At 65.0% G+C, this 22,250-nt stretch carries 19 protein-coding genes; 13 read left to right on the forward strand and 6 right to left on the reverse strand.

Features of this window, described 5'->3' with window-relative positions:
• The first annotated feature begins 23 nt into the window (after positions 1–23).
• The 4 genes from C7411_RS04660 (at position 24) to C7411_RS04675 (ending at position 4,833) form a co-directional block, all read left to right on the forward strand.
• The gene (locus C7411_RS04660; RefSeq protein ID WP_110383883.1) at positions 24–1,061 is read left to right on the forward strand and encodes an ABC transporter permease; all 1,038 of its coding nucleotides are present in this window, start codon (positions 24–26) and stop codon (positions 1,059–1,061) included.
• A 100-nt stretch (positions 1,062–1,161) separates the two neighbouring features.
• Positions 1,162–2,166: an autoinducer 2 ABC transporter substrate-binding protein gene (locus C7411_RS04665; protein ID WP_110383882.1), complete on the forward strand. Its 1,005-nt coding sequence runs from the start codon at positions 1,162–1,164 to the stop codon at positions 2,164–2,166.
• Between the two features lie 73 nt (positions 2,167–2,239).
• Positions 2,240–3,760, forward strand: a complete 1,521-nt coding sequence (locus C7411_RS04670; RefSeq protein ID WP_110383881.1) for a sugar ABC transporter ATP-binding protein — start codon at positions 2,240–2,242, stop codon at positions 3,758–3,760.
• 35 nt (positions 3,761–3,795) lie between these two features.
• A complete protein-coding gene (locus C7411_RS04675; protein WP_373682575.1) occupies positions 3,796–4,833 on the forward strand; it encodes an ABC transporter permease in 1,038 nt (345 codons plus the stop codon).
• Between the two features lie 46 nt (positions 4,834–4,879).
• On the opposite strand, the gene C7411_RS04680 is transcribed toward C7411_RS04675, so the two are convergent.
• The 4 genes from C7411_RS04680 to C7411_RS04695 all read right to left on the reverse strand — a co-directional run bounded on the left by C7411_RS04680 (position 4,880) and on the right by C7411_RS04695 (position 8,017).
• Positions 4,880–5,608 carry a DeoR/GlpR family DNA-binding transcription regulator gene (locus C7411_RS04680; RefSeq protein WP_110383879.1) on the reverse strand — a complete coding sequence of 243 codons (729 nt, stop codon included), beginning with the start codon at positions 5,606–5,608 and terminating at the stop codon, positions 4,880–4,882.
• A 105-nt stretch (positions 5,609–5,713) separates the two neighbouring features.
• Positions 5,714–6,136, reverse strand: a complete 423-nt coding sequence (locus C7411_RS04685; protein ID WP_110383878.1) for a GFA family protein — start codon at positions 6,134–6,136, stop codon at positions 5,714–5,716.
• Positions 6,137–6,184: 48 nt separating this feature from the next.
• Positions 6,185–7,078 (reverse strand): alpha/beta fold hydrolase, encoded by an 894-nt coding sequence (locus C7411_RS04690; protein WP_110383877.1) that lies wholly within the window; start codon positions 7,076–7,078, stop codon positions 6,185–6,187.
• 96 nt (positions 7,079–7,174) lie between these two features.
• Positions 7,175–8,017: a DMT family transporter gene (locus C7411_RS04695; RefSeq protein ID WP_110383876.1), complete on the reverse strand. Its 843-nt coding sequence runs from the start codon at positions 8,015–8,017 to the stop codon at positions 7,175–7,177.
• Positions 8,018–8,125: 108 nt separating this feature from the next.
• Here C7411_RS04695 and gcvA point away from each other — a divergent pair, with 108 nt between their 5' ends.
• The 6 genes from gcvA (at position 8,126) to C7411_RS04725 (ending at position 15,340) form a co-directional block, all read left to right on the forward strand.
• The gene (gene gcvA / locus C7411_RS04700; protein WP_110383875.1) at positions 8,126–9,016 is read left to right on the forward strand and encodes a transcriptional regulator GcvA; all 891 of its coding nucleotides are present in this window, start codon (positions 8,126–8,128) and stop codon (positions 9,014–9,016) included.
• 471 nt (positions 9,017–9,487) lie between these two features.
• The gene (locus C7411_RS04705) at positions 9,488–9,850 is read left to right on the forward strand and encodes a BON domain-containing protein (RefSeq protein WP_110383874.1); all 363 of its coding nucleotides are present in this window, start codon (positions 9,488–9,490) and stop codon (positions 9,848–9,850) included.
• Positions 9,851–10,281: 431 nt separating this feature from the next.
• Positions 10,282–10,575: a hypothetical protein gene (locus C7411_RS04710; RefSeq protein WP_110383873.1), complete on the forward strand. Its 294-nt coding sequence runs from the start codon at positions 10,282–10,284 to the stop codon at positions 10,573–10,575.
• A 147-nt stretch (positions 10,576–10,722) separates the two neighbouring features.
• Positions 10,723–11,832 (forward strand): GGDEF domain-containing protein, encoded by a 1,110-nt coding sequence (locus C7411_RS04715; protein WP_110383872.1) that lies wholly within the window; start codon positions 10,723–10,725, stop codon positions 11,830–11,832.
• Positions 11,833–11,990: 158 nt separating this feature from the next.
• On the forward strand, positions 11,991–13,823 hold the full coding sequence (locus C7411_RS04720) for an SLC13 family permease (RefSeq protein WP_110383871.1): 1,833 nt from the start codon (positions 11,991–11,993) through the stop codon (positions 13,821–13,823).
• A gap of 44 nt (positions 13,824–13,867) precedes the next feature.
• Complete coding sequence (locus C7411_RS04725) at positions 13,868–15,340, forward strand: alpha/beta hydrolase (protein WP_110383870.1); 1,473 nt, start codon at positions 13,868–13,870, stop codon at positions 15,338–15,340.
• Positions 15,341–15,389: 49 nt separating this feature from the next.
• On the opposite strand, the gene C7411_RS04730 is transcribed toward C7411_RS04725, so the two are convergent.
• Complete coding sequence (locus C7411_RS04730; protein WP_110383869.1) at positions 15,390–16,475, reverse strand: S1C family serine protease; 1,086 nt, start codon at positions 16,473–16,475, stop codon at positions 15,390–15,392.
• 310 nt (positions 16,476–16,785) lie between these two features.
• On the opposite strand from C7411_RS04730, the gene C7411_RS04735 reads away from it, so the two are divergent.
• The 3 genes from C7411_RS04735 to C7411_RS04745 all read left to right on the forward strand — a co-directional run bounded on the left by C7411_RS04735 (position 16,786) and on the right by C7411_RS04745 (position 21,048).
• On the forward strand, positions 16,786–17,835 hold the full coding sequence (locus C7411_RS04735) for an AI-2E family transporter (RefSeq protein WP_110383868.1): 1,050 nt from the start codon (positions 16,786–16,788) through the stop codon (positions 17,833–17,835).
• A gap of 27 nt (positions 17,836–17,862) precedes the next feature.
• A complete protein-coding gene (locus C7411_RS04740) occupies positions 17,863–19,332 on the forward strand; it encodes a metal-dependent hydrolase family protein (protein WP_243413046.1) in 1,470 nt (489 codons plus the stop codon).
• Between the two features lie 564 nt (positions 19,333–19,896).
• On the forward strand, positions 19,897–21,048 hold the full coding sequence (locus C7411_RS04745) for a hypothetical protein (protein WP_110383867.1): 1,152 nt from the start codon (positions 19,897–19,899) through the stop codon (positions 21,046–21,048).
• Positions 21,049–21,296: 248 nt separating this feature from the next.
• Here the strand turns inward: C7411_RS04745 and C7411_RS04750 are convergent, their stop codons facing one another.
• Positions 21,297–22,223, reverse strand: a complete 927-nt coding sequence (locus tag C7411_RS04750) for a carbon-nitrogen hydrolase family protein (RefSeq protein WP_110383866.1) — start codon at positions 22,221–22,223, stop codon at positions 21,297–21,299.
• Between the last annotated feature and the right edge of the window lie 27 nt (positions 22,224–22,250).

Consider the following 22,250-nt stretch of genomic DNA (forward strand, 5'->3'; position numbering starts at 1 on the left):
ACACACCGCAAAGGATGAGGTCCATGAAGTCTGCACTCTTTGCCAAATGGTTCGGCGACCGGCAGTTGAACTTCCTGCTGGCCGTGAACCTGCTGGTCGTGCTGGTCGCGGTCTGGGTGTCGCGCGGGCAGTTCGTCGGCATCGACAACCTGCAGTCGATGGGCGCGCAACTGCCCGAAGTCGCGCTGCTCGCGCTCGGCATCATGCTCTCCATGCTGTCGGGCAACGGCGGCATCGACCTCTCCGGCGTGGGGCTCGCGAATCTTTCCGGCATGATCGCCGCGCTGGTCGTGCCGCGCTTCGTGAGCGGCGACGACTCGCCCGTGCTGTATACGGCGCTCTTCTGCGTGATCGTCTTGTGCATGGGCCTTGTCGGCGGCCTGCTCAATGGCGTGGTCATTGCGCGCCTCGGGCTCACGCCGATTCTCTGCACGCTCGGCACGCAACTGCTGTTCACGGGCTTCGCGGTGGCGCTGAGCAACGGCGCCTCCGTGCACGTGGATTACGTCGAGCCGCTCGCCGATATCAGCAACGGCACGTTCTTCCAGGTGCCGATCTCGTTCCTGCTGTTCGTGGCGGTGGTCGCGCTGCTGGGGTGGCTGCTCAGGCGCACGCCATTCGGGCTGCGCCTCTACCTCATGGGCACGAACCAGCGCGCGGCGTTCTATGCCGGCATTCCGCGCGCACGCATGCTGATCATGACCTACGCGATGTGCGGCGTGCTCGCTTCGCTCGCGGGGCTCGTGAGTGTTTCGCACACGCTCAGCGCGAAATGGGACTACGGCAATTCGTATCTGCTGATCGCCATTCTCATTGCGGTGATGGGCGGGGTGAATCCGGCGGGCGGCTATGGACGCATCATCTGCGTGTTCTTCGCCGCAACGGTGCTGCAATTCCTTTCGAGCCTCTTCAATCTGATGGGCGTTTCGCAGTTTTTCGGCGACTGCGCCTGGGGCTTCCTGTTGTTGCTTTCGCTCGCGTTCGCGGGCGGCGAGCGGGTACGCGCAATTTTCGGTCTGGGCGGCTCCACGTCTGCTGGCAAAGGGCGGACCTCGGGCTGACCGGCGCAACCGTGCAGCAGGCGGGCCTCGAGCCTCGGAGGTCCGCCGCCATCTCTTTCGGGGCGACGGCTAATCGGCTAATAAAAAACGGAGACATCACATGAAGATCAAGCGACTCAGCGTGGCAATCACGGCGTGTGCACTCGCCGCCGGCATGGCGGCCGTGGCGTACGCGGCGGAGAACCCGACCATCGTCACAGTGGTGAAGGTGACCGGCATCAGCTGGTTCAACCGCATGGACGACGGCGTCAAGGAGTTCGGCAAGGGCAACCCGAACGTTTCGGTCTACCAGACGGGGCCGGGCCGCGCGGACGCCGCGCAGCAACTGAAGATCATCGACGACCTGATCGCGAAGAAAGTGAGCGCGATCGCCGTCGTGCCGTATGACCCGCCCACGCTCGAACCGGCCCTCAAGAAGGCGATGGACCGCGGCATCAAGGTCGTCACGCACGAAGCCGACAACGAAAAGAACACGATGGTCGACGTCGAGGCGTTCGACAATTCCGCCTACGGCGCCGCGCTCAACGACCGCCTCGCCTCGTGCATGCACGACGAAGGCAAGTGGGCGACGATGGTCGGCTCGCTCGGCAGCCGCTCGCAGGTTCAGTGGGCCAATGGCGGCATCGACAACGCGAAGAAGAAGTTCCCGAAGATGCAGCTCGTCGAGACGAACCTCGAGACCAACAACGACGGCGAGCACGCCTATGAAGTGGCCAAGGAAGTGCTGCGCAAGCATCCGGACATCAAGGGCTTCCAGGGCTCGTCGTCGCTCGACGTGATCGGCATTGGCCGTGCGGTCGAGGAAGCGGGCCTGCAGGGCAAGATCTGCGTGTATGGCACCGGCTTGCCGACCGAGGCCGGCAAATACCTCGAAAGCGGCGCGATCAACGGCATTGCATTCTGGGATCCGAAGCTGGCGGGCATCGCCATGAACAAGATAGCGATGATGCTGATCGACGGCAAGACGGTGGAGAACGGCGCGAACCTCGGCCTGCCGGGCTACGAGAAGGTCACGGTGTCGAAGGGTCCGGGCAAGGGCATCATCGTGCGCGGCCAGGGCTGGGTGAGCGTGGACAAGTCGAACTACAAGCAATACAACTTCTGATCGGGAGAAGGTGGCGCGCGCAACGGCCATGGAGCCGGGCGCGCGCTTCGCCGTAACGTAACGAAGAGACGACATGGCTTCAGAACCGTTATTGCAGGTGCTCGGCGTGCACAAGCGCTTCACGGGCGTGCACGCCTTGCGCGGCGTGACGCTCGCGTTCGAGCGCGGGCAGATCTATCACCTGCTCGGCGAGAACGGGTGCGGCAAGAGCACGCTCATCAAGATCATCTCCGGCGCGCAGCCGCCCGACGAGGGCGAACTGGTGATCGACGGCGCGCGCCACGCGCGGCTCACGCCGCTCGAATCGCTCGCGGCGGGCATCGAGACCGTGTACCAGGATCTTTCGCTGCTGCCCAACATGAGCGTGGCGGAGAACGTCGGGCTCACCACCGAACTCGCTGAGCATGCTGGACGTCTCGCGCGCACCTTCGACCGCCGCGAACTCGCCCGCACGGCCGAGCGCGCGCTGAAAGCCGTGGGTCTGCCCGGCGACGCCGACTTTCAGGCGACGCTCATCGAGCAACTGCCGCTCGCCACGCGCCAGCTCGTGGCCATCGCGCGCGCCATTGCGAGCGAGGCGAAGTTCGTCATCATGGACGAGCCCACGACCTCGCTCACGCAAAAGGAAGTGACCAACCTCATCGCCGTGCTCGGCCAGTTGCGCGCGCAGGGCGTAACCGTGCTGTTCGTGAGCCACAAGCTCGACGAGTGCTATGCGATCGGCGGCGAAGTGATCGTGCTGCGCGACGGCCAGAAAGTGACGCAAGGCCCGATCGCGAATTACACCAAGGCGCAGTTGAGCGAACTGATGACGGGCCGCGAGCTTTCCACCGAACGCTACCGCAACGCTGCGGCTGAAGCGGACGTGCTGCTCGACGTTCGCGGCCTTGGCCGCGCGGGCCTGTTCAGCGACGTGTCGTTCAAGCTGCATCGCGGCGAGATTCTCGGGGTGACGGGCCTGCTCGATTCGGGCCGCAACGAACTCGCGCGCGCGCTTGCGGGCGTCGCGCCCGCCGATGCGGGCGAGATCGTGCTCGAAGGCCGCGCGATCAAGCTTTCGACGCCGGGTGACGCGAGGCGGGAGCGCATTGGCTACGTGCCGGAAGACCGCCTGAATGAAGGCCTCTTCCTCGACAAGCCGATTCGCGACAACGTGATCACGGCGATGATCGCGAGCCTGCGCGACCGCTTCGGCCAGATCGACCGCACGCGCGCACGTGCGCTGGCCGAAAACACCGTGAAGGAATTGCAGATCGCCACGCCCGATGTGGACAAGGCCGTGCAGTCGCTGTCGGGCGGCAACCAGCAGCGCGTGCTGATTGGCCGCTGGCTCGCCATCGACCCGCACGTGCTGATCCTGCACGGACCGACCGTGGGTGTGGACGTCGGCTCGAAGGACATCATCTATCGCATCATGCAGCGGCTCTCGCAGCGCGGCATCGGCATTCTGCTCGTGAGCGACGACCTGCCCGAGCTGCTGCAGAACTGCGACCGCGTGCTGATGATGCGTAAGGGCCGTCTTGCTGAAGAGCATCACGCCGACGGCCTGACCGAGGCCGAGCTGTACCGCGCGCTGCTTGCAGAGGCAGCCTGAATTCCGCGTAACGTTTTGCCGGACACCGCATGAGCATGAATCAGACAATGAGCACGTCGTCCAACACCGTCGAAGTCGCGCGCCAGAGCGTACCGCTCAACTGGCGCGCGAAGCTCGCCCGCAACCCCGAATGGTTCACGGCCACGCTGATCGTCATTACCTGCGTGATCGTCGCTTCCATCAACCCGCGGTTTTTCCAGTGGGCCACGCTGTTCGACCTGCTGCACTCGGCCACGATCACGTCGCTGTTTGCGCTCGGCACGCTCGTCGTGCTGGCGTCGGGCGGCATCGACGTCTCGTTCACGGCGATCGGCGCGCTCACGATGTACTCGATCACGAAAGCCGTGTTCGCGTGGTGGCCCGATGCGCCGTTCGCGCTCATTCTGCTCACGGGCGCCGCGGGCGGCATCGTGCTCGGCGTCGTCAACGGCATGCTCGTGCACCGGCTGCAGGCGCCCTCGCTGATCGTGACGATCGGCACGCAGTACCTCTATCGCGGGCTGCTGCTCACCTTCGTGGGCACGACGTTCTTCATGAACATCCCGCACAGCATGGACCGCTTCGGACGCATTCCGCTCATCGCCTACAAGACCGCCGACGGGCTCAACGCGGTGCTGCCGGTTTCCGCGATCGCACTCGTGGCAGGCGCGCTTCTCACGTGGTGGCTGCTCAACCGCACGATGATGGGGCGCGGCGTCTACGCCATGGGCGGCAGCACGGCGATTGCGGAGCGGCTCGGCTTCAACCTGCGCGCGATCCGCCTGTTCGTGTTCGGCTATACGGGTTTTCTCGCCGGCGTGGCGGGTATTTTGCACGTGGCGAACAACCGCCTGGCCAATCCGTTCGACCTCGTGGGCTCGGAACTCGACGTGATCGCGGCAGTGATCCTGGGCGGCGCGCGCATCACGGGCGGCAGCGGCACGGTCGTGGGCACGCTGCTCGGCGTGGCGCTCGTTACGCTCATCAACAACGTGCTCATTCTCGTGGGCGTGCCGAGCACCTGGCAGAAGGTGATTGTCGGCGCGTTCATTCTGGTGGCCGGCACGCTGTTCGCGCTGCGCCGGCGCGGCTGAGCCGGCGGGCCATTGGTGCGGCCGGCACTGCGCGGCCGGTCGCCGCTTACGCGCTGTGCTTGCGCAGCGTCTGGCCTTTCTCGGTGATGACGGAGTTGAAGTCGTCCACCTGCGAAAAGCGCCACGCCTTCACGATGCCGTATTTGCTGGCGTCCACAACGAGATGGCTTTCCACGGCGCTGGCCATCGCGGCCTGCTTGAGCGCCACTTCGTGGAAGTTCCAGCATGTGACGCCGCGCGCGGCGTCCACGCCGCCCGCTGAAATAAACGCCTTGTTGATGCCCATGCGGCGCAGCGTTTCCAGGCTCTCCTCGCCGGCAAACGAGTCCGACGACGGCACATACACGCCCCCCAGCAAGATCATGCGCACGTTGGGCATGCGCCGCAGAATCTCGGCCACGTTGAGCGAATAGCACACCGCCGTGATCTGCAACTGGGAGGGGATGAGCCGCGCGAGTGCGGCAAGCGTCGTGCCGCAGTCGATGAACACGGTGTCGTTGTGCGCGATGAGCCGCGCCGCGTGCGCGGACGCTTGCGCCTTGGCCTGCGCAAAGTGATCCTTTTCGTGTTCGAGCGAGTAGCCGGCGGTATTGGGCACGTCCTGCGCGCTCACGATATAGCCGCCCAGATACGTGAAACGCTCGGGATTCGCGGCGATGTCTCGCCGCACGGTCATTTCGGAGACACCCAGCGCGCTGGCTGCATCGCGCAGATGCATGACGTTGTGTTTTGCGAGCGCGTCGGCAAGGGCGCGCAGCCGGTCGGTTTTGGCCATGGAGTGGGTGCTGCGCCGGAGTGTGCTGCGTTCCGGCGAACGTTAGATTTGTTTCGTTCGCGTGAGCGAATTATAACAAGCAAGGCGTGTGATGGCCATGCGGCTTCAGTCAGCCGCAATGAAGCGCAAGGTGCCGGCGAGGCGCGCCGGCCCGCCGGTATCGTTTGGATGATTCACGCCGTCCATGACAGGGACCTCGGCGAAATCGAATGGGCTGACGCCGTCGAGGCAAGCCACGTTCACGCCGTACAGGTTCGGGTTCGAGCGCCGTTGAAGATGGGTGGCGATTCCGCAGCGGGAACAGAAGAAGTGCTGCGCCGCTCCGGTGTTGAAGCGATAGCTCGTTAGCACCTCTTTGCCCTGCAGGAACTCGATCCCACCCATTTCGGCGGCGACAATGACCGCGCCTCGCATACGGCAGTAGGAGCAGTTGCAGCGGCGGATCGAGTTGAGGCCGTCGCTGAGCGTCGCCACAAAACGCACCGCGCCGCAATGGCATTGGCCTGCCCATTGGCTGGTATCGCCCATCGTTGGTTTCTCCTTCGCTGATCAAGCGTGTTGCGCAAGGACGCGGCGTCAACCGGTCCACGCGTTGATGTCGAGAATCGCTGCGGCGAACGCGTCTGGCGCCTCCTGCGGAAGGTTATGGCCTGCATTCGGCACGATGCGGTTCTCATGGCGCCCGCTGAAGCGCTTCGAGCGGGTCTCTCGTACGCCGGGAGGCTGGACACCGTCGGCATCGCCGTCGAGCGTGATCGTGGGCACGGCGATCGGCGGCGAGGCGGCGAGGCGGCGCTCGATGTCGTCGAAGCGGGGATCGCCTTCGACCAGTCCGAAACGGTGACGGTAAGAATGGACCACGACGTCGACGAATTCGGGATTGTCGAACGACGCTGCCGTGCGCGCGTAGATGTCGTCGTCGAAGCGCCAGGTCGGCGACCAGAGCGACCACAGGAGACGGCAGAACGCGCGGCGTTTTTCGGTCAATCCAGCCCTGCCGCGCTCGCCATGCAGGTAGTACTGGTACCACATGCGGTGTTCCTTTTCGGGGTCGGCCGGCTGCACGGCAGCGGCGATATCCTGGATGTTGTAGCCGTTGACCGAAACCAGGCCCCGCGCTCTCGACGGGTAGAGCGCCGCCACGATGCACGCCGCCCGGCCGCCCCAATCGTATCCGCTGAGGATGGCCCGCTCGATCTCGAGGGCGTCGAGCAGCGCCAGCAGGTCGGCGCCAAGTGCCGCCTGCTGGCCTGAGCGCAGTGTCGTGGGCGAAAGGAAGCGCGTTGGGCCGTATCCCCGCAGGTAGGGGACGATGACGCGGGCGCCCTCGGAAATCAGGCGTGGCGTCACCTCGTCGTATGCATGGATGTCATAGGGAAAGCCGTGCAGCAGGACGACCGGCCATCCGTTCGCGTCGCCCTGTTCGTCATAGGCGATGTCGAGCAGTTCGGTTTCGACATGGGTAAGCATGGGGCGCTCCTTTGCGCTCAGTTGCGTGCGAGGTTGCTTTATGTCGTTTGTGACGTCGATGACGCACGGGTAGCAAACGACGTGCGTGAAATCATGTCAGATCCCGAGACAAACCGAACCGGCCGCGACGACCACGCAGGCAAGCCAGCGCGCTCCACTCACCGTTTCCCGCAAAAACATTCGCCCGATCAGCACCGCGAACACCACGCTGGTCTCGCGCAACGCCGATACTGCGCCCATCGCGCCCGACTGCAGCGCCCAGATGACGATGCCATATGCACCGATCGACACGAGGCCGCCGGCCAGCGACGAGGCGATCGACAGCGGCTCGGCGCGTACCGGCGCCCATAGCGCCGCGTGCCCGCGCCGCGCGACGAACAGCACCGGCATCGCCCAATACGACAGGAACATCCATGCGGTGTAGCTGAACGGCTGGCCGTCGGACAACCGTACGCCGATGCCGTCGATCACCGTATAGAGCGCGATCGTTGCGCCGGTCGCCAGCGCGGCGAGCGCACCCGCGCGCGACACGTGACGCCCCTGCAGCGCGATTGCGATGATGCCGCCCGAAATCATCGCGATCCCGAGACCGTGCAACGGTCCGATCGCTTCATGCGCGAACAGCGCCGCGCCGAGCGTGACGAGCAGCGGCGACGAGCCTCGGGCGATCGGGTACGCCAGCGCCAGGTCGTTGCGGCGATACGACCGCACGAGACTCACGTTATAGACGATATGCACGAGCCCCGACGCGACGATATAGGGCCACGAGGCGCGCGCCGGCGAGGGCATGGACAGGACGAGAAGCGTGGCGGCCAGCCCGATGGCGCTGCTCATCCACGCCATGGAGAAAAACCGGTCGCGGTTGCCATGAAGCATCGCGTTCCAGCTCGCGTGGAGCAGCGCGGCGAACAGCACGATACCGCCGGTATAGCTAAGCATGAGGGTGCGGGCACGGTTGCATGAATGGTCTGGCAAGAAGGATAACTATCTTGTAACCGGTCAACAAACCAGATAAATTGGGTATATGCATTAGATAAACTCTCTCGAATGAAGCCGGTATTGCCCCCACTCAATGCCCTGCGCGCCTTCGAGGCTGCGGGACGGCTCGGCAGCTTCAAGGACGCCGCCGTGGAACTTCACGTGACGCCCGGTGCAGTGAGCCAGCACGTGCGCTTGCTGGAGGAGTGGCTTGGCGCGCCGCTCTTCGAGCGGCACAACCGCCGCGTGCAGCTGACGCCGGCAGCGAAGGCTTATCTGGCGGAAGTCGGCCCCTTGTTCGAACAGCTCGCGCATGCAACCGCGAGATTTGGCGTGCCGCAAGCGGTCTCCCGAACACTGTCCGTGAACGCGCCCGCGACATTCACGCTGCGCTGGCTGGTGCCGAGGCTGGCGAAATTCCGCGCCGGGCATCCCGGCGTCGACGTCAAGGTGGAGACGTCCAACGAGCCGCTGGAGAGTCTGAAAGATGACTACGACCTCATCATCCGGGGTGGCCCGGACACCTTCTACGGCTATTCGATGCAGCCGTTCTTGTCCGAAGAGCGGCTTCCGGTCTGTAGTCCTACGCTTTTACGGGGCATGCCGCTGCGCGCGCCTGGCGACTTGCGAGGGCACACGTTGCTGCACACCTCGAGTCTTCCGCGGCTTTGGCCCGACTGGCTGGCGTGCGCGCAGGTGCCTGACCTGAGGCCGGCCGCCGTTTTGACCTTCGACCACTTCTTTCTGACCTTGCAGGCTGCCATCGACGGAATCGGCGTCGCGATGGGGCCCACTGCGCTGGTCTTTGACGATCTTGCCGCCGGCCGGCTCGTCGCCCCGTTCGCAGGTCCACGTCTGCCGTCGCGCAGCTATTGCACTTACGTGGCGCACGAGAAGTCCGGCGATGAGCGGATCGCCTTGTTCCGTGCATGGCTCGAGCGCGAGGGGATAGGTTCCTGAACGCAAACGCGCCGCGCGAAGCAAAAGGAAGTCGGCTCTCGCGCGGATCCGAAGGCTGCCGGGCGTCGCAATTACGCGACGCCCGGCAGTCCTTTTTTTGCGCACGCGCGGCGGGAGACGGGCTGCATTTTTCTTCCAACCGTGAAAACGCGCAGTGAAGTCGTTCGATCGTTGATGGACGCAATTGGGGGCGGCGGCGATGTGACCACAAGCCCGTGGCCATAAACGGTGTTCCTACTCCATGCGGCGGTCGATATCAAGCCATTGCATCAGCCGCATTTTCCCCGCCCTGTGCCGCACATTACATTCTTATAATCTGCCGCGCGCTCGCGCAAATGGGCGCGATGCGGCAACAAAATACGGCCCTGCGTCGCGCGCCGTTTTGGGTACGCGAATGCTTAGTCGTGGATGGTGTAGTGCAACGGCCCGTTCGTGGGCCCACAACAAGACTGTGACAACAGGAGAAACTGCATGAAGGCTATTCAAGTATTCAAGCTGGCCGCGGCGACGGCTCTCGTGGCGGCGTCCTTGCACGCCTATGCGCAGGGCGACGCGACTGCCGCTGCCCAGCAACAAGCCAGCCCGACGCAGGCGCAATCGAAGCAGGCCAAGGCCGCTAACCGCGCGCTCAGCCACAAGATCCGCTCCGCTCTCGCCAAGGACAAGAAGATCGACATTGCCAAAATTACCGTGCGTGTGCGCGACGGCGCCGTGGTCCTGCAGGGCTCGGTACCGGAGCAGTCGCAGATCGAACACGCCACCGAAGTCGCCAAGGGCGTGCAAGGCGTAACGTCGGTCAAGAACGCGCTGACGATCCGTCCGAACGAGTCCTGAGCATCGCTCACACAGCATTGCGCCCAACCGGGCGCATGCACCGACGCCCTGCGTATGCAACGAAAATCGCGCAGGGCGATTATGTGGCCCGCAATAAACGCGCCGGATTTTTCGCAATATGGATGCGAAACGTAGTCTCGCAAAATGCGGTGTAAATCGTTAAGCCGATTTTCAACCGTGGCGGCAAGAATCCATTACGGCATTGCGGGTAATTGCCAAAAAACGAAATATATCGTTGCGCACAATGCGCTTAATTATCCGCGCTCGCTTTCCTAAACTTGTTATGAACTGGCAGGGATTTGCTTTACGTGCACCTCTGCGAACAGTTACGCGATTTTAATCGCCGCGAGCCGCGCATAACGACCGCCCAATGAGAAATATCGCGGGTCGTTTGTGCCGGAATTCCAGTCCAATCAAAGGAGGAGCGAGTCATGAACAAGACAACCAGCACACTGATCGCGGCCGTCGCCGCACTCATGCTGTCTGGCGGTGCGTATGCACAGAGCAACAATACGCTGGCAACCCCGAGCGTTGTGTCGCCCGCCGCTGCCAATAACACTGCAACGAGCGGCTACGGCACACCAGGCGCCACCAGCTCGGACAGCGGCATGAGCGCCGCGTCGCCGAACAACTCGAGCGCGAACAATAGCGCAACGTCGGTCACCCCCGCGTATGGCAGCAACAACACGCTGGCGAAGCCGACGACCGCGTCTCCGGCCAAATAACAGCAGTCTGTTACCGTAAGCAAGACCGCTGCCCTCACGGACAGCGGTCTTTTATTTTGCCCGACCTCGTGCGGCTGTCGCCGTCCCACGCTCAAGTCTGTCCCAAGGCTGCCGTAATAGCAGGCTTCGGAATATTCTCGATGCATCGTGACACATCCCGGGACTCAGCCTTCACTGGATCTTGCCGCGCTAATCGAAACCGTCCAGCGCAACGAGCGTGCGTCGAAGTCGTTCCAGGACGTGGAGCTGCGCCTGATCGGCGCGCACGACTGGTGCGCCTTTCTCGAAGGGATATTCGTCTATCTGCCCGAGGTGTTCCGGCTGGCTTCAGCCGGCCTCTGGCTCGACGTGCGCATGCCGCTGCTGCGCGACCTGCTCGAATCCGGCTGCGGGCGCGCCGACCTCGAAGCGAACCTGCGATCCGGGCTCCAGGGCGGCCTCGCGCTGTCGCGCCTGTGCGCGGGAAGCCAGCCGTGGCTTGGCCGCGTGAGCGAACTGAGCGATCTCGAGCCCGCGGTGAGCGAGACCTTTTTCGACGCGCGCACCGCAACCGGCAGCGCGATCGTGTTGCCGCTTCTGAACCGCACCCAGCTGCTCGGCTATCTGTGCCTCGCAAGCGATGACTCCGCTCGCTTCGACGCCAGCATGGGAACCGATCTGCTCGCGCGCTTCAGCCGCGTCGCGGCGGCGAGTCTCGACAACGTCGCCCACCGCGAGCATCTGCGCAAGACCGGCGTGACCGACCCGCTCACGGGCCTGTCGAACCGCCGCTACTTCGACGAGCGCCTGCATCACGAGATTCGGCGCGCGAACTCGCACGCGGCGCCCATGTCGTGCCTGTTCATCGACATCGATCATTTCAAGCAGATCAACGACACGCACGGCCACGCAACCGGCGACCTCGCGCTGGGCGCCATCGGCACCTGCCTGAAGCAGCAGGTGCGCGTGGGGGACACGGTGTCGCGCTACGGCGGCGAAGAGTTCGTCGCGCTGCTGATGTGCGAGCTGCCCGACGCGCTGGCCGTTGCGGAGCGCATCAGGATCGCGGTCGAGGCGCTCGAAGTGCTCGACGACGAGGGCAGACGCATTGCGCTCAGCGTGTCGATTGGCGTGGCGGCATACCGGCTGAACAGCGAGGCGAACTCCGGCGCCGCGAGTCCCGAAGCGCTGGCGCGCTCGCTGCTCGACCAGGCCGATCAAGCCATGTACCGCGCCAAGCACCAGGGGCGCAACCGCGTTTCGCTGCGGGAGGCGTGAAGGCATCGACGTTTACAAACGTTGCATCAAAACGGCGGCGTCGCGGGCATGACGCGCGAGTTCGACTCAAGGCCGCGCTGAAACGTAAGTTTTCAAAATCCGGCACTATTTGCGGTAGCAGTGGTTTCTGAGGCCCGCCCAGCAGGCAAAGCGAAATCATGTCTACCGACCTTTTGATGACCGTTGCCTGTCTGGCCTGCGCGATCGCGATGTTCCTGATCGGCCGGCCGCGCGCGGACGCGGTGGCGCTCATCATGATCGTCGCGCTGTCGCTCGCGGGCATCGTGACGGTCAACGAGGCGCTGGCCGGCTTCTCGGACCCGAACATCGTGCTCATCGCGGCCCTCTTCGTGCTCGGCGACGCGCTCGCGCGCACGGGCGTCGCCCAGCGCGTGGGCGACTATTTGATCGAGCGCGGCGGTTCCAACGAACGCCGCCTCGTCGTGCTGATCATGATCATTGTCGGCGTCATGGGCTCGGTCATGAGCTCGACGGCCGTCGTGGCGATCTTCATTCCCATCGTCGTTCGCATTGCGCGCCAGTCGGGTGTCTCGCGCGCGCGCATGCTCATGCCGGTCAGCATGGCCGCGCTCACGAGCGGCATGCTCACGCTCGTCGCCACGACGCCGAATCTCGTCATCAACAGCGCGCTCGTCTATCGCGGCTACCGGCCCTTCAGTTTCTTCGCCATCACGCCGCTGGGCGTGCCGATTCTCGCCGCGAGCATCGGCTGGATGCTATTCGCGAGGCGCTTTCTGAGCGGCACGGGTGGCGCCGAGACGATCACGCGCCCCTCGCTGAACGACTGGGTCACGCGCTATTCGCTCGCAGGGCGCGCCTTTCGCCTGGAAGTCGGCGCGGATTCCCCGCTCGTGGGGCAGACGCTCGGCCACACCGGGCTCGACGACGACCCCGTGGCGCACGTCGTCGCGATCGAGCGGCGCGCGCGCATGGGCGCGACCGTGCTGCCCGCAACCGCGGACAGCAGCATCGCGCCCGGCGACGTGCTCCTGCTCGACGTGGAATCCGCGAGTTTCGACGTGCAGGCGTTTTGCGCGCGCCATGCGCTCGCGATGCGCCGCATGTCGGGCGCCTACTTCACCGACCAGAGCCACGATGTGGGCATGGCCGAAGTCATCGTGCCGCCGGACTCGTCGCTCGTGGGTAACGTCGCGCGCAGCTCCGCGGCGCTGCGCCGGCACGGCGTGACGGTGGTCGGCCTGCGCCGCGCCGATGCCGCGCTCGAGCAGGACCTGCAGGCCACGCAGCTCAAGGTGGGCGACACGCTGCTGGTGGTCGGACCGTGGATCGACATCTTCTCGATGCAGTCGGTGGAACGCGACATCGTGTGTCTCGCCATGCCGGTCGAAAGCGACGCCTACGTGCCGGTGCCGCACAAGGCGCTGCACGCGCTCGCCATCATGGCGCTCGTCATCGCGATGATGCTCACGCCGCGCGTGCCGAACGTGCTCGCGGGCCTGATCGGGTGCCTGCTGATGGGCGCGTTCGGTTGCGTGAGCCTCGACAGCGCGTATCGCGCGATTCACTGGCGCAGCCTCGTGCTGATCGTGGGCATGCTGCCGTTTTCCATCGCGCTGCAGCGCACGGGCGGCATCGACATGGCCGCCGACGCCGTGCTGCGCGTGGCCGGCAACTGGGGCGCGCATGGCCTGTTGGGCGCCGTCTTCCTGCTGACGCTCGTGATCGGCACCGTGATTTCCGGCACGGCAACGGCGGTGCTGATGGCGCCCGTGGTGCTTGCGATGGCGGCGCACCTGCATGCGTCGCCGTATCCGTTCGCAATGACGACGGCGGTTGCCGCGTCGGCGGCCTATATGTCGCCGGTCTCGACACCCGTGAATGCGCTCGTCAGCACGGCTGGCGGCTATCGGTTCCGGGAATTTTTCATGGTGGGTTCGCCGGCTGCCCTCGGGGCGCTCGCGATCACCGTAATGCTGGTACCGCTCATTTGGCCGGTTTTCCCGCGCTAGCGCGAGGAAAAGCCGGCCACCCGTTCGCGAGGCATTGACCGGACATGGCGAATTTCTTGACGAGTGCGTGGGCCCTTCGCTGGATCAAGCGGTTTGTCCTTTTCGTGCTGATCGCATTCGTGTGCATTGCCGGCGTGCGGTTCTACGACGCGCAGCGCAAGGCGCCGTTGAGCCTGTGGCACACCTATGTGCCGGAAGACATGCACGCGCACGAAATCGATCACGCGACGTGGGAGGAGTACATCGCGAACGAGAACCGCCTGTTCGACTCGGTGAAGAAGAACGTAACCGACAAACTGCCGGCAGAAGAACGCGTTCCCGCCAATCGTTATTTCTCGGGCAGCCCGATTTACCCGGGGCACTTTCGCACCGACTGGAACCGCTCGTACACACTCATGCCGCAAGGTCCGCCGCGCGGCGTGGCCGTGATGCTGCATGGGCTGACCGATTCTCCCTATAGCCTGCGGCACATCGCGCAGCGCTATCAGAAAGACGGTTTCGCCGTGGTGGCGGTGCGCTTGCCGGGGCACGGCACCGTGCCCTCGGGGCTGACCGAAGTGACGGCGGAAGACTGGGAGGCGGCCACGCGCCTCGCCGTGCGCGAAGCGCGGCGCCTCGTGCCGGCGCCTGCGCCGCTGCATATCGTGGGTTTTTCGAACGGCGGCGCGCTCGCGCTGCAATACTCGCTCGAGGCGCTGGACGACCCGAGCCTGCCGAAAGCGGACCGCCTGATCCTGCTCTCGCCGATGATCGGCATTACGCGCTTCGCGCGTTTTGCGGGGCTCGCGGCACTGCCCGCGATCTTGCCCGCGTTTGCGAAAGCCGCGTGGCTCGACATCGTGCCGGAATTCAATCCGTTCAAGTACAACTCGTTTCCGGTGAACGGCGCACGCCAGTCGTGGCGAGTCACGCGCAAGATCCAGCAGGAAGTGGCGGACGCGGCGCGCAACGGCAAACTGGCGGCGCTGCCGCCCACGCTCACCTTCCAGTCCGTACTCGACTTCACGGTGAGCACGAGCGCGATCGTCAGTTCGCTGTACGCGCAACTGCCCGCCAACGGCAGCGAGCTCGTGCTATTCGACATCAACCGCACGGCACAATGGAGCCCGCTGCTACGCGCTTCGATGCGTGACGCGCTGCGCCGTATCGCGCCCGTGCCGCCGCTGCGTTACCGCCTGACCGTGCTCACCAACGCCTCCGCCACCTCGCCGCAGGTGGTCGAACAGAGCACGGCGCCGAACGGGACAACGGCGAAAGTCGAACCGACGGGGCTCGACTATCCGCTCGATGTCTATTCGCTTTCACACGTGGCCCTGCCGTTTCCGGTGACCGATTCGCTGTACGGCCGCAACCCCGATCCCGACGACGACCTGGGCATCCATCTGGGCGCCCAGTCCGTACGCGGCGAAACCGGGGCGTTGATCGTGGGCGCGGGGCTCCTCACGCGGCTCTCGTGGAACCCCTTCTACGACTACATCGTCGAGCGTATCGACTACCTGGCGAGCCATGGGCCGTGATCGTCGCGCAATCCGCACGCGCGAGATCAGGCCCGGACCCGGCGAGAGATCAGGCACGCGGCGCGAGTTCGACCTGCGCGGTCATTTGCTCGCCGTCGCGGGCCACGACGATCGATACGTTGCTGCGTGCGCGCGCGATCATGCTTTGCAACTGCTCGACGTTGTCCACCTCGATGCCGTTGACCGCGACGATCACGTCGCCCGCGTTGATGCCGGCGGCCTTTGCCGCGCCGCCCGCTTTCACGACGAGCACGCCGCCGTTCACGCCGATCTGCTGCGCTTCGTCGCCGCTGAGCGCGCGCACGGCGACGCCGAGACGCGGGTGCGCATTGCGGGCCAGCGTGGTGCCATTGCCGTTGCCGCCGCCCTGCACGATCTGATCCTTCATGTGCATGGCTTCGTCGATCGGAATCGCGAACGAGAGACCCTGGAAGCCGCCCGTGCGCGAATAGATCATCGAATTGATGCCGATGACTTCGCCGTTCAGGTTGAAGAGCGGGCCGCCCGAATTGCCCGGGTTGACGGGCACGTCGGTCTGGATGAGGTGCGTCGGGCTATCTTCCGAGAGCTGGCGCGACTTCGCGCTGATGATGCCCGAAGTGACGGTGTTGTCGAGACCATAGGGCGAGCCGATCGCAACGACCCAGTCGCCCACCTTGCTGTTCGCCGGATTGCCGATCTTCACCGTGGGGAAACCCGTGCCGGCGATTTTCAGCACGGCCACGTCGCCGGCCTTGTCGGTGCCGATCACGCGCGCGGGGAACTTGCGGCCGTCGGTGAGCTTGACTGTCACGTCGTCGGCGCCTTCGACGACGTGATTGTTCGTCAGGATGTAGCCATCCTGGCTCACGATGAAGCCCGAGCCCAGGGCGCCCGAATGGCCGTCTTCGGAGTCCGGGTTTTCCTTGACGACCTCGACATGGACCACAGCCGGGCCGTACTGCGCGACGATTGCCGAGAAGTTCGGCGCCGCGCCCCTGACGTCGTCCGCCTTCGGCACGGGAGCCGACAACGTCGTTTTCGTGATGCCGCTTTCGTCCGCGCTGGCGTGCTCGTGGCTCACGACCCAGGCGCCGGCAAGCGCCACCGCCACACCGGCGATCAGGCCCCGGCGCCGATATTTGATGGTACTCATTGCTATGGTCTTCGAAGAGATTGGTGAAGGTGCGCGTAAGGTACTTTTTGCTGCTTAAACGTGACTTAAATGCCGGAGAGATCTTTTGACCGCTCGAAGAGTCGATGTGCGCGCAACGAAAATCCAGGGTGCGGTTGTGGGCAGTCCTCGCCAGCCAGCGCGCACGTCTTCGTCAAAGCGGCTAGTCTTGCGAAGTAGCGCCGATCGCGCCCCGAAGACGCTTTATTGAGGGCCGGATAATCGCGGCGAGGCGTCGATCGCTTGCAAACGTCTCACCTGCGCAACGTGGTTCGTCATCCAAAGCATCTCCATGAAACAGGATCTCGTCACGTTCACCTGCGTGGCCGTCATCGCCGTCATCACGGGGTGGGTGCTGTACATCGGGCGCCCGGTGCTGGTGCCGATCGCATTCGCGATCATTACGTCGTATGTGATCTACGGTCTCGCCGAGATCCTGCGGCGCGTGCCCCACGTGGGCACGCGCATTCGCGCAGGCGTGCGCTACTGGAGCGCCGCCGCGCTCATACTCGCGGCCGCCTGGCTCGCCACCGAACTGCTGCTCTCCGACACCGACCGCATGCTCGCCGTGGCGCCGAAGTACGAAGCCACGCTGCTTGCGCTGCTCGCGAAAATCACCGCGCTGTTTCATCTCGAGACCGAGGCTTCGTGGACGGCGTTCCGCCGCGAGCTGCTCGCGACCGTCAACGTCCAGTCGCTGCTCACCTCGCTGCTCGGCTCGCTCTCTTCGCTCATGGCGACGACGCTCGTCGTTCTGCTGTACACGGCGTTCTTCATGGTCGAGATGGGGCGGTTCCGCCGCAAGCTTTCCGCGGTCATGCGTGGCAAGGCGGACATGGAGCCCGTGATCGATGCCATCAATTCGAAGATCGGCACGTATCTGGCGTTGAAAGCGCTGCTCGGCGTGGTGCTCGGCATTCTCAGCTGGATCTGCATGCATCTGGTCGGGCTGGAGTTCGCGCCGCTGCTCGCCGTGCTCATCGTGCTGCTCAACTTCGTGCCCTATGCGGGGTCGCTCATTTCCGTTGCGCTTCCCGCCTTGCTCGCGGCGCTTCAATTCGGCCAGTGGAACGAATCGGTCACGCTGCTCATTGCGCTTTCGGCGATCAACTTCGTGATGGGCAACCTGCTCGACCCATGGTTGATGGCGGGGTCGCTGAATCTGAGCCCCGCGGTCATCCTCATGAGTCTCGCCACATGGACGGCGATCTGGGGCATTCCCGGCGCCTTTCTCGCCGTGCCGGGAACCGTGGCGCTCACGATCATTTTCTCTGCGTTCAGCTCCACACGGCCGCTGGCGCTGCTGCTGACGAAGGACGATGTCGTCAGGCATGCAGAATAAATGCATGGGCTTCTTCACAGGTGATCTATGGCTTCCAGAATCAACCGCCGCGGCAACGCGATCGGCCCGGTTTCCGCGTGCCTGTGCGACAAGGCGCTCGCGGAGTTCGCCAATCGCCGCATCGGCGCCGATCTTGCCCGGCGCGGCTTCCTGATCGGCATGGGCGCATCGCTGTTGAGCGCGGTGCTGCCCGAGTTCAGCAGCGCGCAGCAGCCCGGCGCCGCGGCCCCCGCGCAGCCCACGACGTTCACGAACTTTCGCCTGTTCGACGGCAAGTCCGCGGCGCTGCAGGACGGCATGTCCCTCGTCGTCGACGGCAACCGCATCTCGCAGCTGCGGCGGGGCTCGCCTGACACGCAGAACGCGTCGGGCGGCCGCGTGATCGACTGCGGCGGCAAGGTGATGATGCCGGGCCTCATCGACATGCACTGGCATTCGCTTCTCGCCGCGGTCCCGATTGCGACCATCCTTCAGTCCGACCTCAATTTCGTCTACCTGGCCGCGGGCGCGGAGGCCCAGCGCACGCTCTTGCGCGGCTTCACGACCATTCGCGACGCCGGCGGTCCCGCGTTCGCCCTGAAGCAGGCCATCGACGCCGGCATGCTGAGCGGTCCGCGCATTTACCCCTGCGGCGCGATGATCACCACGACGGGCGGCCACGGCGACTTTCGTCTGCTGACCGACGTGCCGCGCACGAGCAGCCAGATCAGCGAGATCGAACGAACTGGCGCTGCCGCCATTGCCGATTCGGCCGACGAAGTGCGCCTGCGTGTGCGCGAGCAGTTCATGATGGGCGCCACACAGATCAAAATCGTGGGCTGCGGCGGCGTTTCCACGCCGCGCAGTCCGCTCGACATGCTCACGTTCACCGAGCCGCAACTGAGGGCCGCGGTGGAAACGGCGTCCGACTGGGGTACCTACGTGCTCGTGCATGCCTACACGCCGGAATCAGTGAAGCGCTCGGTGGCTGCCGGCGCGCAATGCGTCGAGCACGGACATCTCATCGACGACCGCACCGCCGAAGTTCTGGCGAAGAACGGCACATGGTTGAGTACGCAACCGTTTACCAGCGAAGAGGATGTTGCGCCGTTGGCGCCGTCGAGCCGCGAGAAGTTTCTCGAGGTGACAGCCGGGACCGACAACATGTACAAGCTCGCGCGCAAGCATGGGCTCAAGGTGGCGTTCGGCACGGATTTGATCTTTTCGCAGGCGCTGGCCACGCGGCAAGGCACGATGCTCGGGCACATGACGCGCTGGTATTCGAATGCCGAGGCATTGCGCATGGCCACGGCCACGAACGGGCAGTTGCTCGCGCTGGCGGGCGAGCGCAATCCGTATCCGCACAAGCTGGGCGTGCTGGAGGAGGGCGCGTACGCGGATCTGCTGGTCGTGGCGGGCGACCCGCTTCAGGACATGACGCTGCTGGCCAGGCCCGATCAGAACTTAAGCCTGATCATGAAGGATGGCCGGGTCTACAAGGATGCGTTGAAGGCGTGAGGCTGCGGGGCGCGGGCCCTTCGCGTCACCAGGGCACGTAACCGGACCCCGGCATCGCGATCGCGATTTGGCACGCAAATCGAAGGCCAGAACAGCCCGCTCGGGCATGGCGAACGCTCCGTTCATGGCGTATTAGCCACAATGAGCCGTGCGATTTCTGTATCAAGATGTCACGGCGTGGGGACGCATCGAGCGGGCACATTTGCCTGCGCGGCGCAGCCATCATGGCACGTCCAGAGGGCCCCCGGCGGGGGTCGAAATCCCGTCTGTCCAAATCCGCCATCTGGCCGATTCTGCCGGTTGAACTTCGCGGCGAAGTAGCCCATATTCAAAACGACTATTTGTTACACCCGTCCAGCGATCCGCGCAATACAGTAGGGACTACAGTCGATACTTCGAATCCGTGCCGCCTGGTTGCCTCCGTTGCGACGCGCCAGTCGCCGGTAGCCAACCCGAAACCATCCTGTCAAAGCTTCCATGCCTGCAATGTTCAACGAACCTGGCCGCGCCAAGTCTGGTCCGTGGGGATGTCCATACTGCGGGACCGGCTTTAATGCGCCACTGATGATCTGTCCTCAGTGCGGCGCGAAGCAGCTTTCCTCCGGCCCGCGCATGCCGCCGGCAAGCGAACCCGCCGCGCCCGAATGGCACGATGGTTTCGCGCGCCATGCGCGCACGGAATGGAACCCTTCCGCATTCAGTTTCAGTGGTGCGCCGCGCGACAGCGATTACGAGCTGCGCGATGAAGCGCCTCGAGCGCAACGCTCGTGGATGCCTTTCTATGCCATTGGCAGCGTGGTGTCGATCGCGTTCCTGCTGACCGCGTACATGATTTCGCACCGGACCGAGCGGGAGCCGGCCCTGGGCGCCCAGATCGTGGAGGGTGCGATCCTCGGACCCAAGGCCACATCGGCCGCGCATGACACGAAGCCGCACACGGTGCGCAGTGCGCCGCCCGTAGCCGTCGCGCAGTTGCCGCCTCCGGCTGCCAGTGCGCCATCTGCTCCCGTTGCCAGCGTGCCGCCCCCGGTCGCCAGCGTGAAGCCGCCTGCTGTCAATACAGCGCCGCCGCCTGTGGTGGCCCATGTCGCGCCGCCCGCACCGGCACCCCAACCGATGCCGGCTCAAGCGCAGCCGCCGCGTACCGCGACGGCTCGCGCGGAGACCGTGCCGTCGAGCGTTGCCGCGCGCAAGAGCGCTGCCGAAGAGCGCGCGCTAGCTGCAGCGAAGGTCAAGGCAGACAAGGCCAACGCGGAGAAGGTCGCCGCCTCGAAGGCCAACGCAGAGAAGCTTGCCGCAGCGAAGTCCGCCGCCGATGCGCGTGCCGGCGTCTCGAGAAATCTGGCGATGGCGCGCGCGAGTCTCGACAAGAACAGCCTCGGGCCCGCGCGCAGCGCGATCAATTCCGCGCTCGCGGAACAGCCCGGCAACGGCTCCGCGCTGCAAATGCAGGCCGAATTGACGTCGCGCGAAGATCAGCGCGATTCGCTGCTTGGCTACGCGCGGCTTTGCGCGCGTGATGGGCGGTGGGTGTGCGCCTGGCATAACGCGGGACACGCGCTGACCGTCGATTCGTCGAGCGCCGAAGCGCGTGAGATCCTCTCGCGTTCAATCGCAGCTCAGGGCGCGGGCAACATGGCACAGGGAGTGGGCCCAGCGGCCCCGATGAGACAGGTGGACTCGGGCCCTCCGGGGCCGCCGATCGATCCCAATTGACGAAGTCCATAGCGCAGGCGAGCACAGGGCTTCACGTATTTCACGGCGTTGTTGAGAGGCAATCCGGTCGTTGCGCGAAAACGCGAGACCGCCGCCCAGGCCACCCGTCGCCGCATTAGCTTGAGCCTCGGTGGCGCGCGCAGCCACGCGGCGCTGCGAGATGGGCTGGAACTGCTGGCGCGTACGCTGCGCAACGGGCCGGAAGGGCATTATTCGGCGTGACGGCGGGCCTTTGACTTCGCGCCGCGTTACCCGGCGATGAACGAGACCGTGCGCTTGCGCCGTTCATCGACCGAAAGCGCAAACACATCGGGCCGCGCATAGTGGCCCACCACATCGAAATCGTAGCGGGCGCGCGTGAGTTCTCCGGTGTCGATCTCGGCGACGATGAGTCCGGCTTCGCCGCGCAGCGGGCCGGCCAGCACGTCTCCGAGCGGCCCGACGATCAGGCTGCCGCCATTGATGAGCGGCCGGTCCTCGTCCCAGCCCGGCACCTCGACGCCGAGCGCCGCGGGCGACGGCTGCACCTGGCAGGCGCTGATCACGAAGCATCGTCCTTCGTGCGCGATATGGCGCATGGAGCACTGCCAGATGTCGCGCTCGTCCACAGTGGGCGCGCACCAGATCTGCACGCCCTTTGCGTACATCGCCGTGCGCAACAGCGGCATGTGGTTTTCCCAGCAGATTGCCGCACCCGCTACGCCGGATTCGGTGCGAACGGTGGGCAGCGTCGAGCCGTCGCCCTGCCCCCAGATGAGCCGTTCCGTGCCGGTCGGCATGAGCTTGCGATGCTTCGCCACGAGCCCCTCGCCCGGATTGAAGAACAGCGCGGTGCAAAAGAGCGTGCTGCCATCCCGCTCGATCACGCCGATCACGAGCGATGCGCCGCAACGCGTCGAAAGCTCCGCGAGCGCTTCGGTCTCCGCACCGGGCACGTCGATCGCATTCTCGTAGTAGTGCGCGAACGCCTCGCGGCCTTCGGGCAGGCGGTAGCCCAGACGCGTGCCGAATATTTCTCCCTTCGGGTAGCCGCCGAGCAACGCCTCGGGCATGACGACGAGCTTCGCGCCCGAGGCGCGGATCTGCGCTTCGAACGAGAGAATCTGTTCCAGCGTTTGCGCTTTGCCGGCGGCGGACGAACCGATCTGCAGCGCGGCGACTTTCGACTTGGCCATGATGGCGTGCTCCCACGGGGTTGGACA

The sequence above is a fragment of the Paraburkholderia silvatlantica genome (assembly GCF_003096715.1).
Taxonomy (GTDB): domain Bacteria; phylum Pseudomonadota; class Gammaproteobacteria; order Burkholderiales; family Burkholderiaceae; genus Paraburkholderia; species Paraburkholderia silvatlantica.

Coding starts and splice junctions, on each gene's coding strand:
- C7411_RS04660 (WP_110383883.1), top strand. CDS start 24: ATGAAGTCTGCACTCTTTGCCAAATGGTTCGGCGACCGGCAGTTGAAC.
- C7411_RS04665 (WP_110383882.1), top strand. CDS start 1,162: ATGAAGATCAAGCGACTCAGCGTGGCAATCACGGCGTGTGCACTCGCC.
- C7411_RS04670 (WP_110383881.1), top strand. CDS start 2,240: ATGGCTTCAGAACCGTTATTGCAGGTGCTCGGCGTGCACAAGCGCTTC.
- C7411_RS04675 (WP_373682575.1), top strand. CDS start 3,796: ATGAATCAGACAATGAGCACGTCGTCCAACACCGTCGAAGTCGCGCGC.
- C7411_RS04680 (WP_110383879.1), bottom strand. CDS start 5,608: ATGGCCAAAACCGACCGGCTGCGCGCCCTTGCCGACGCGCTCGCAAAA.
- C7411_RS04685 (WP_110383878.1), bottom strand. CDS start 6,136: ATGGGCGATACCAGCCAATGGGCAGGCCAATGCCATTGCGGCGCGGTG.
- C7411_RS04690 (WP_110383877.1), bottom strand. CDS start 7,078: ATGCTTACCCATGTCGAAACCGAACTGCTCGACATCGCCTATGACGAA.
- C7411_RS04695 (WP_110383876.1), bottom strand. CDS start 8,017: ATGCTTAGCTATACCGGCGGTATCGTGCTGTTCGCCGCGCTGCTCCAC.
- gcvA (WP_110383875.1), top strand. CDS start 8,126: ATGAAGCCGGTATTGCCCCCACTCAATGCCCTGCGCGCCTTCGAGGCT.
- C7411_RS04705 (WP_110383874.1), top strand. CDS start 9,488: ATGAAGGCTATTCAAGTATTCAAGCTGGCCGCGGCGACGGCTCTCGTG.
- C7411_RS04710 (WP_110383873.1), top strand. CDS start 10,282: ATGAACAAGACAACCAGCACACTGATCGCGGCCGTCGCCGCACTCATG.
- C7411_RS04720 (WP_110383871.1), top strand. CDS start 11,991: ATGTCTACCGACCTTTTGATGACCGTTGCCTGTCTGGCCTGCGCGATC.
- C7411_RS04725 (WP_110383870.1), top strand. CDS start 13,868: ATGGCGAATTTCTTGACGAGTGCGTGGGCCCTTCGCTGGATCAAGCGG.
- C7411_RS04730 (WP_110383869.1), bottom strand. CDS start 16,475: ATGAGTACCATCAAATATCGGCGCCGGGGCCTGATCGCCGGTGTGGCG.
- C7411_RS04735 (WP_110383868.1), top strand. CDS start 16,786: ATGAAACAGGATCTCGTCACGTTCACCTGCGTGGCCGTCATCGCCGTC.
- C7411_RS04740 (WP_243413046.1), top strand. CDS start 17,863: ATGGCTTCCAGAATCAACCGCCGCGGCAACGCGATCGGCCCGGTTTCC.
- C7411_RS04745 (WP_110383867.1), top strand. CDS start 19,897: ATGATCTGTCCTCAGTGCGGCGCGAAGCAGCTTTCCTCCGGCCCGCGC.
- C7411_RS04750 (WP_110383866.1), bottom strand. CDS start 22,223: ATGGCCAAGTCGAAAGTCGCCGCGCTGCAGATCGGTTCGTCCGCCGCC.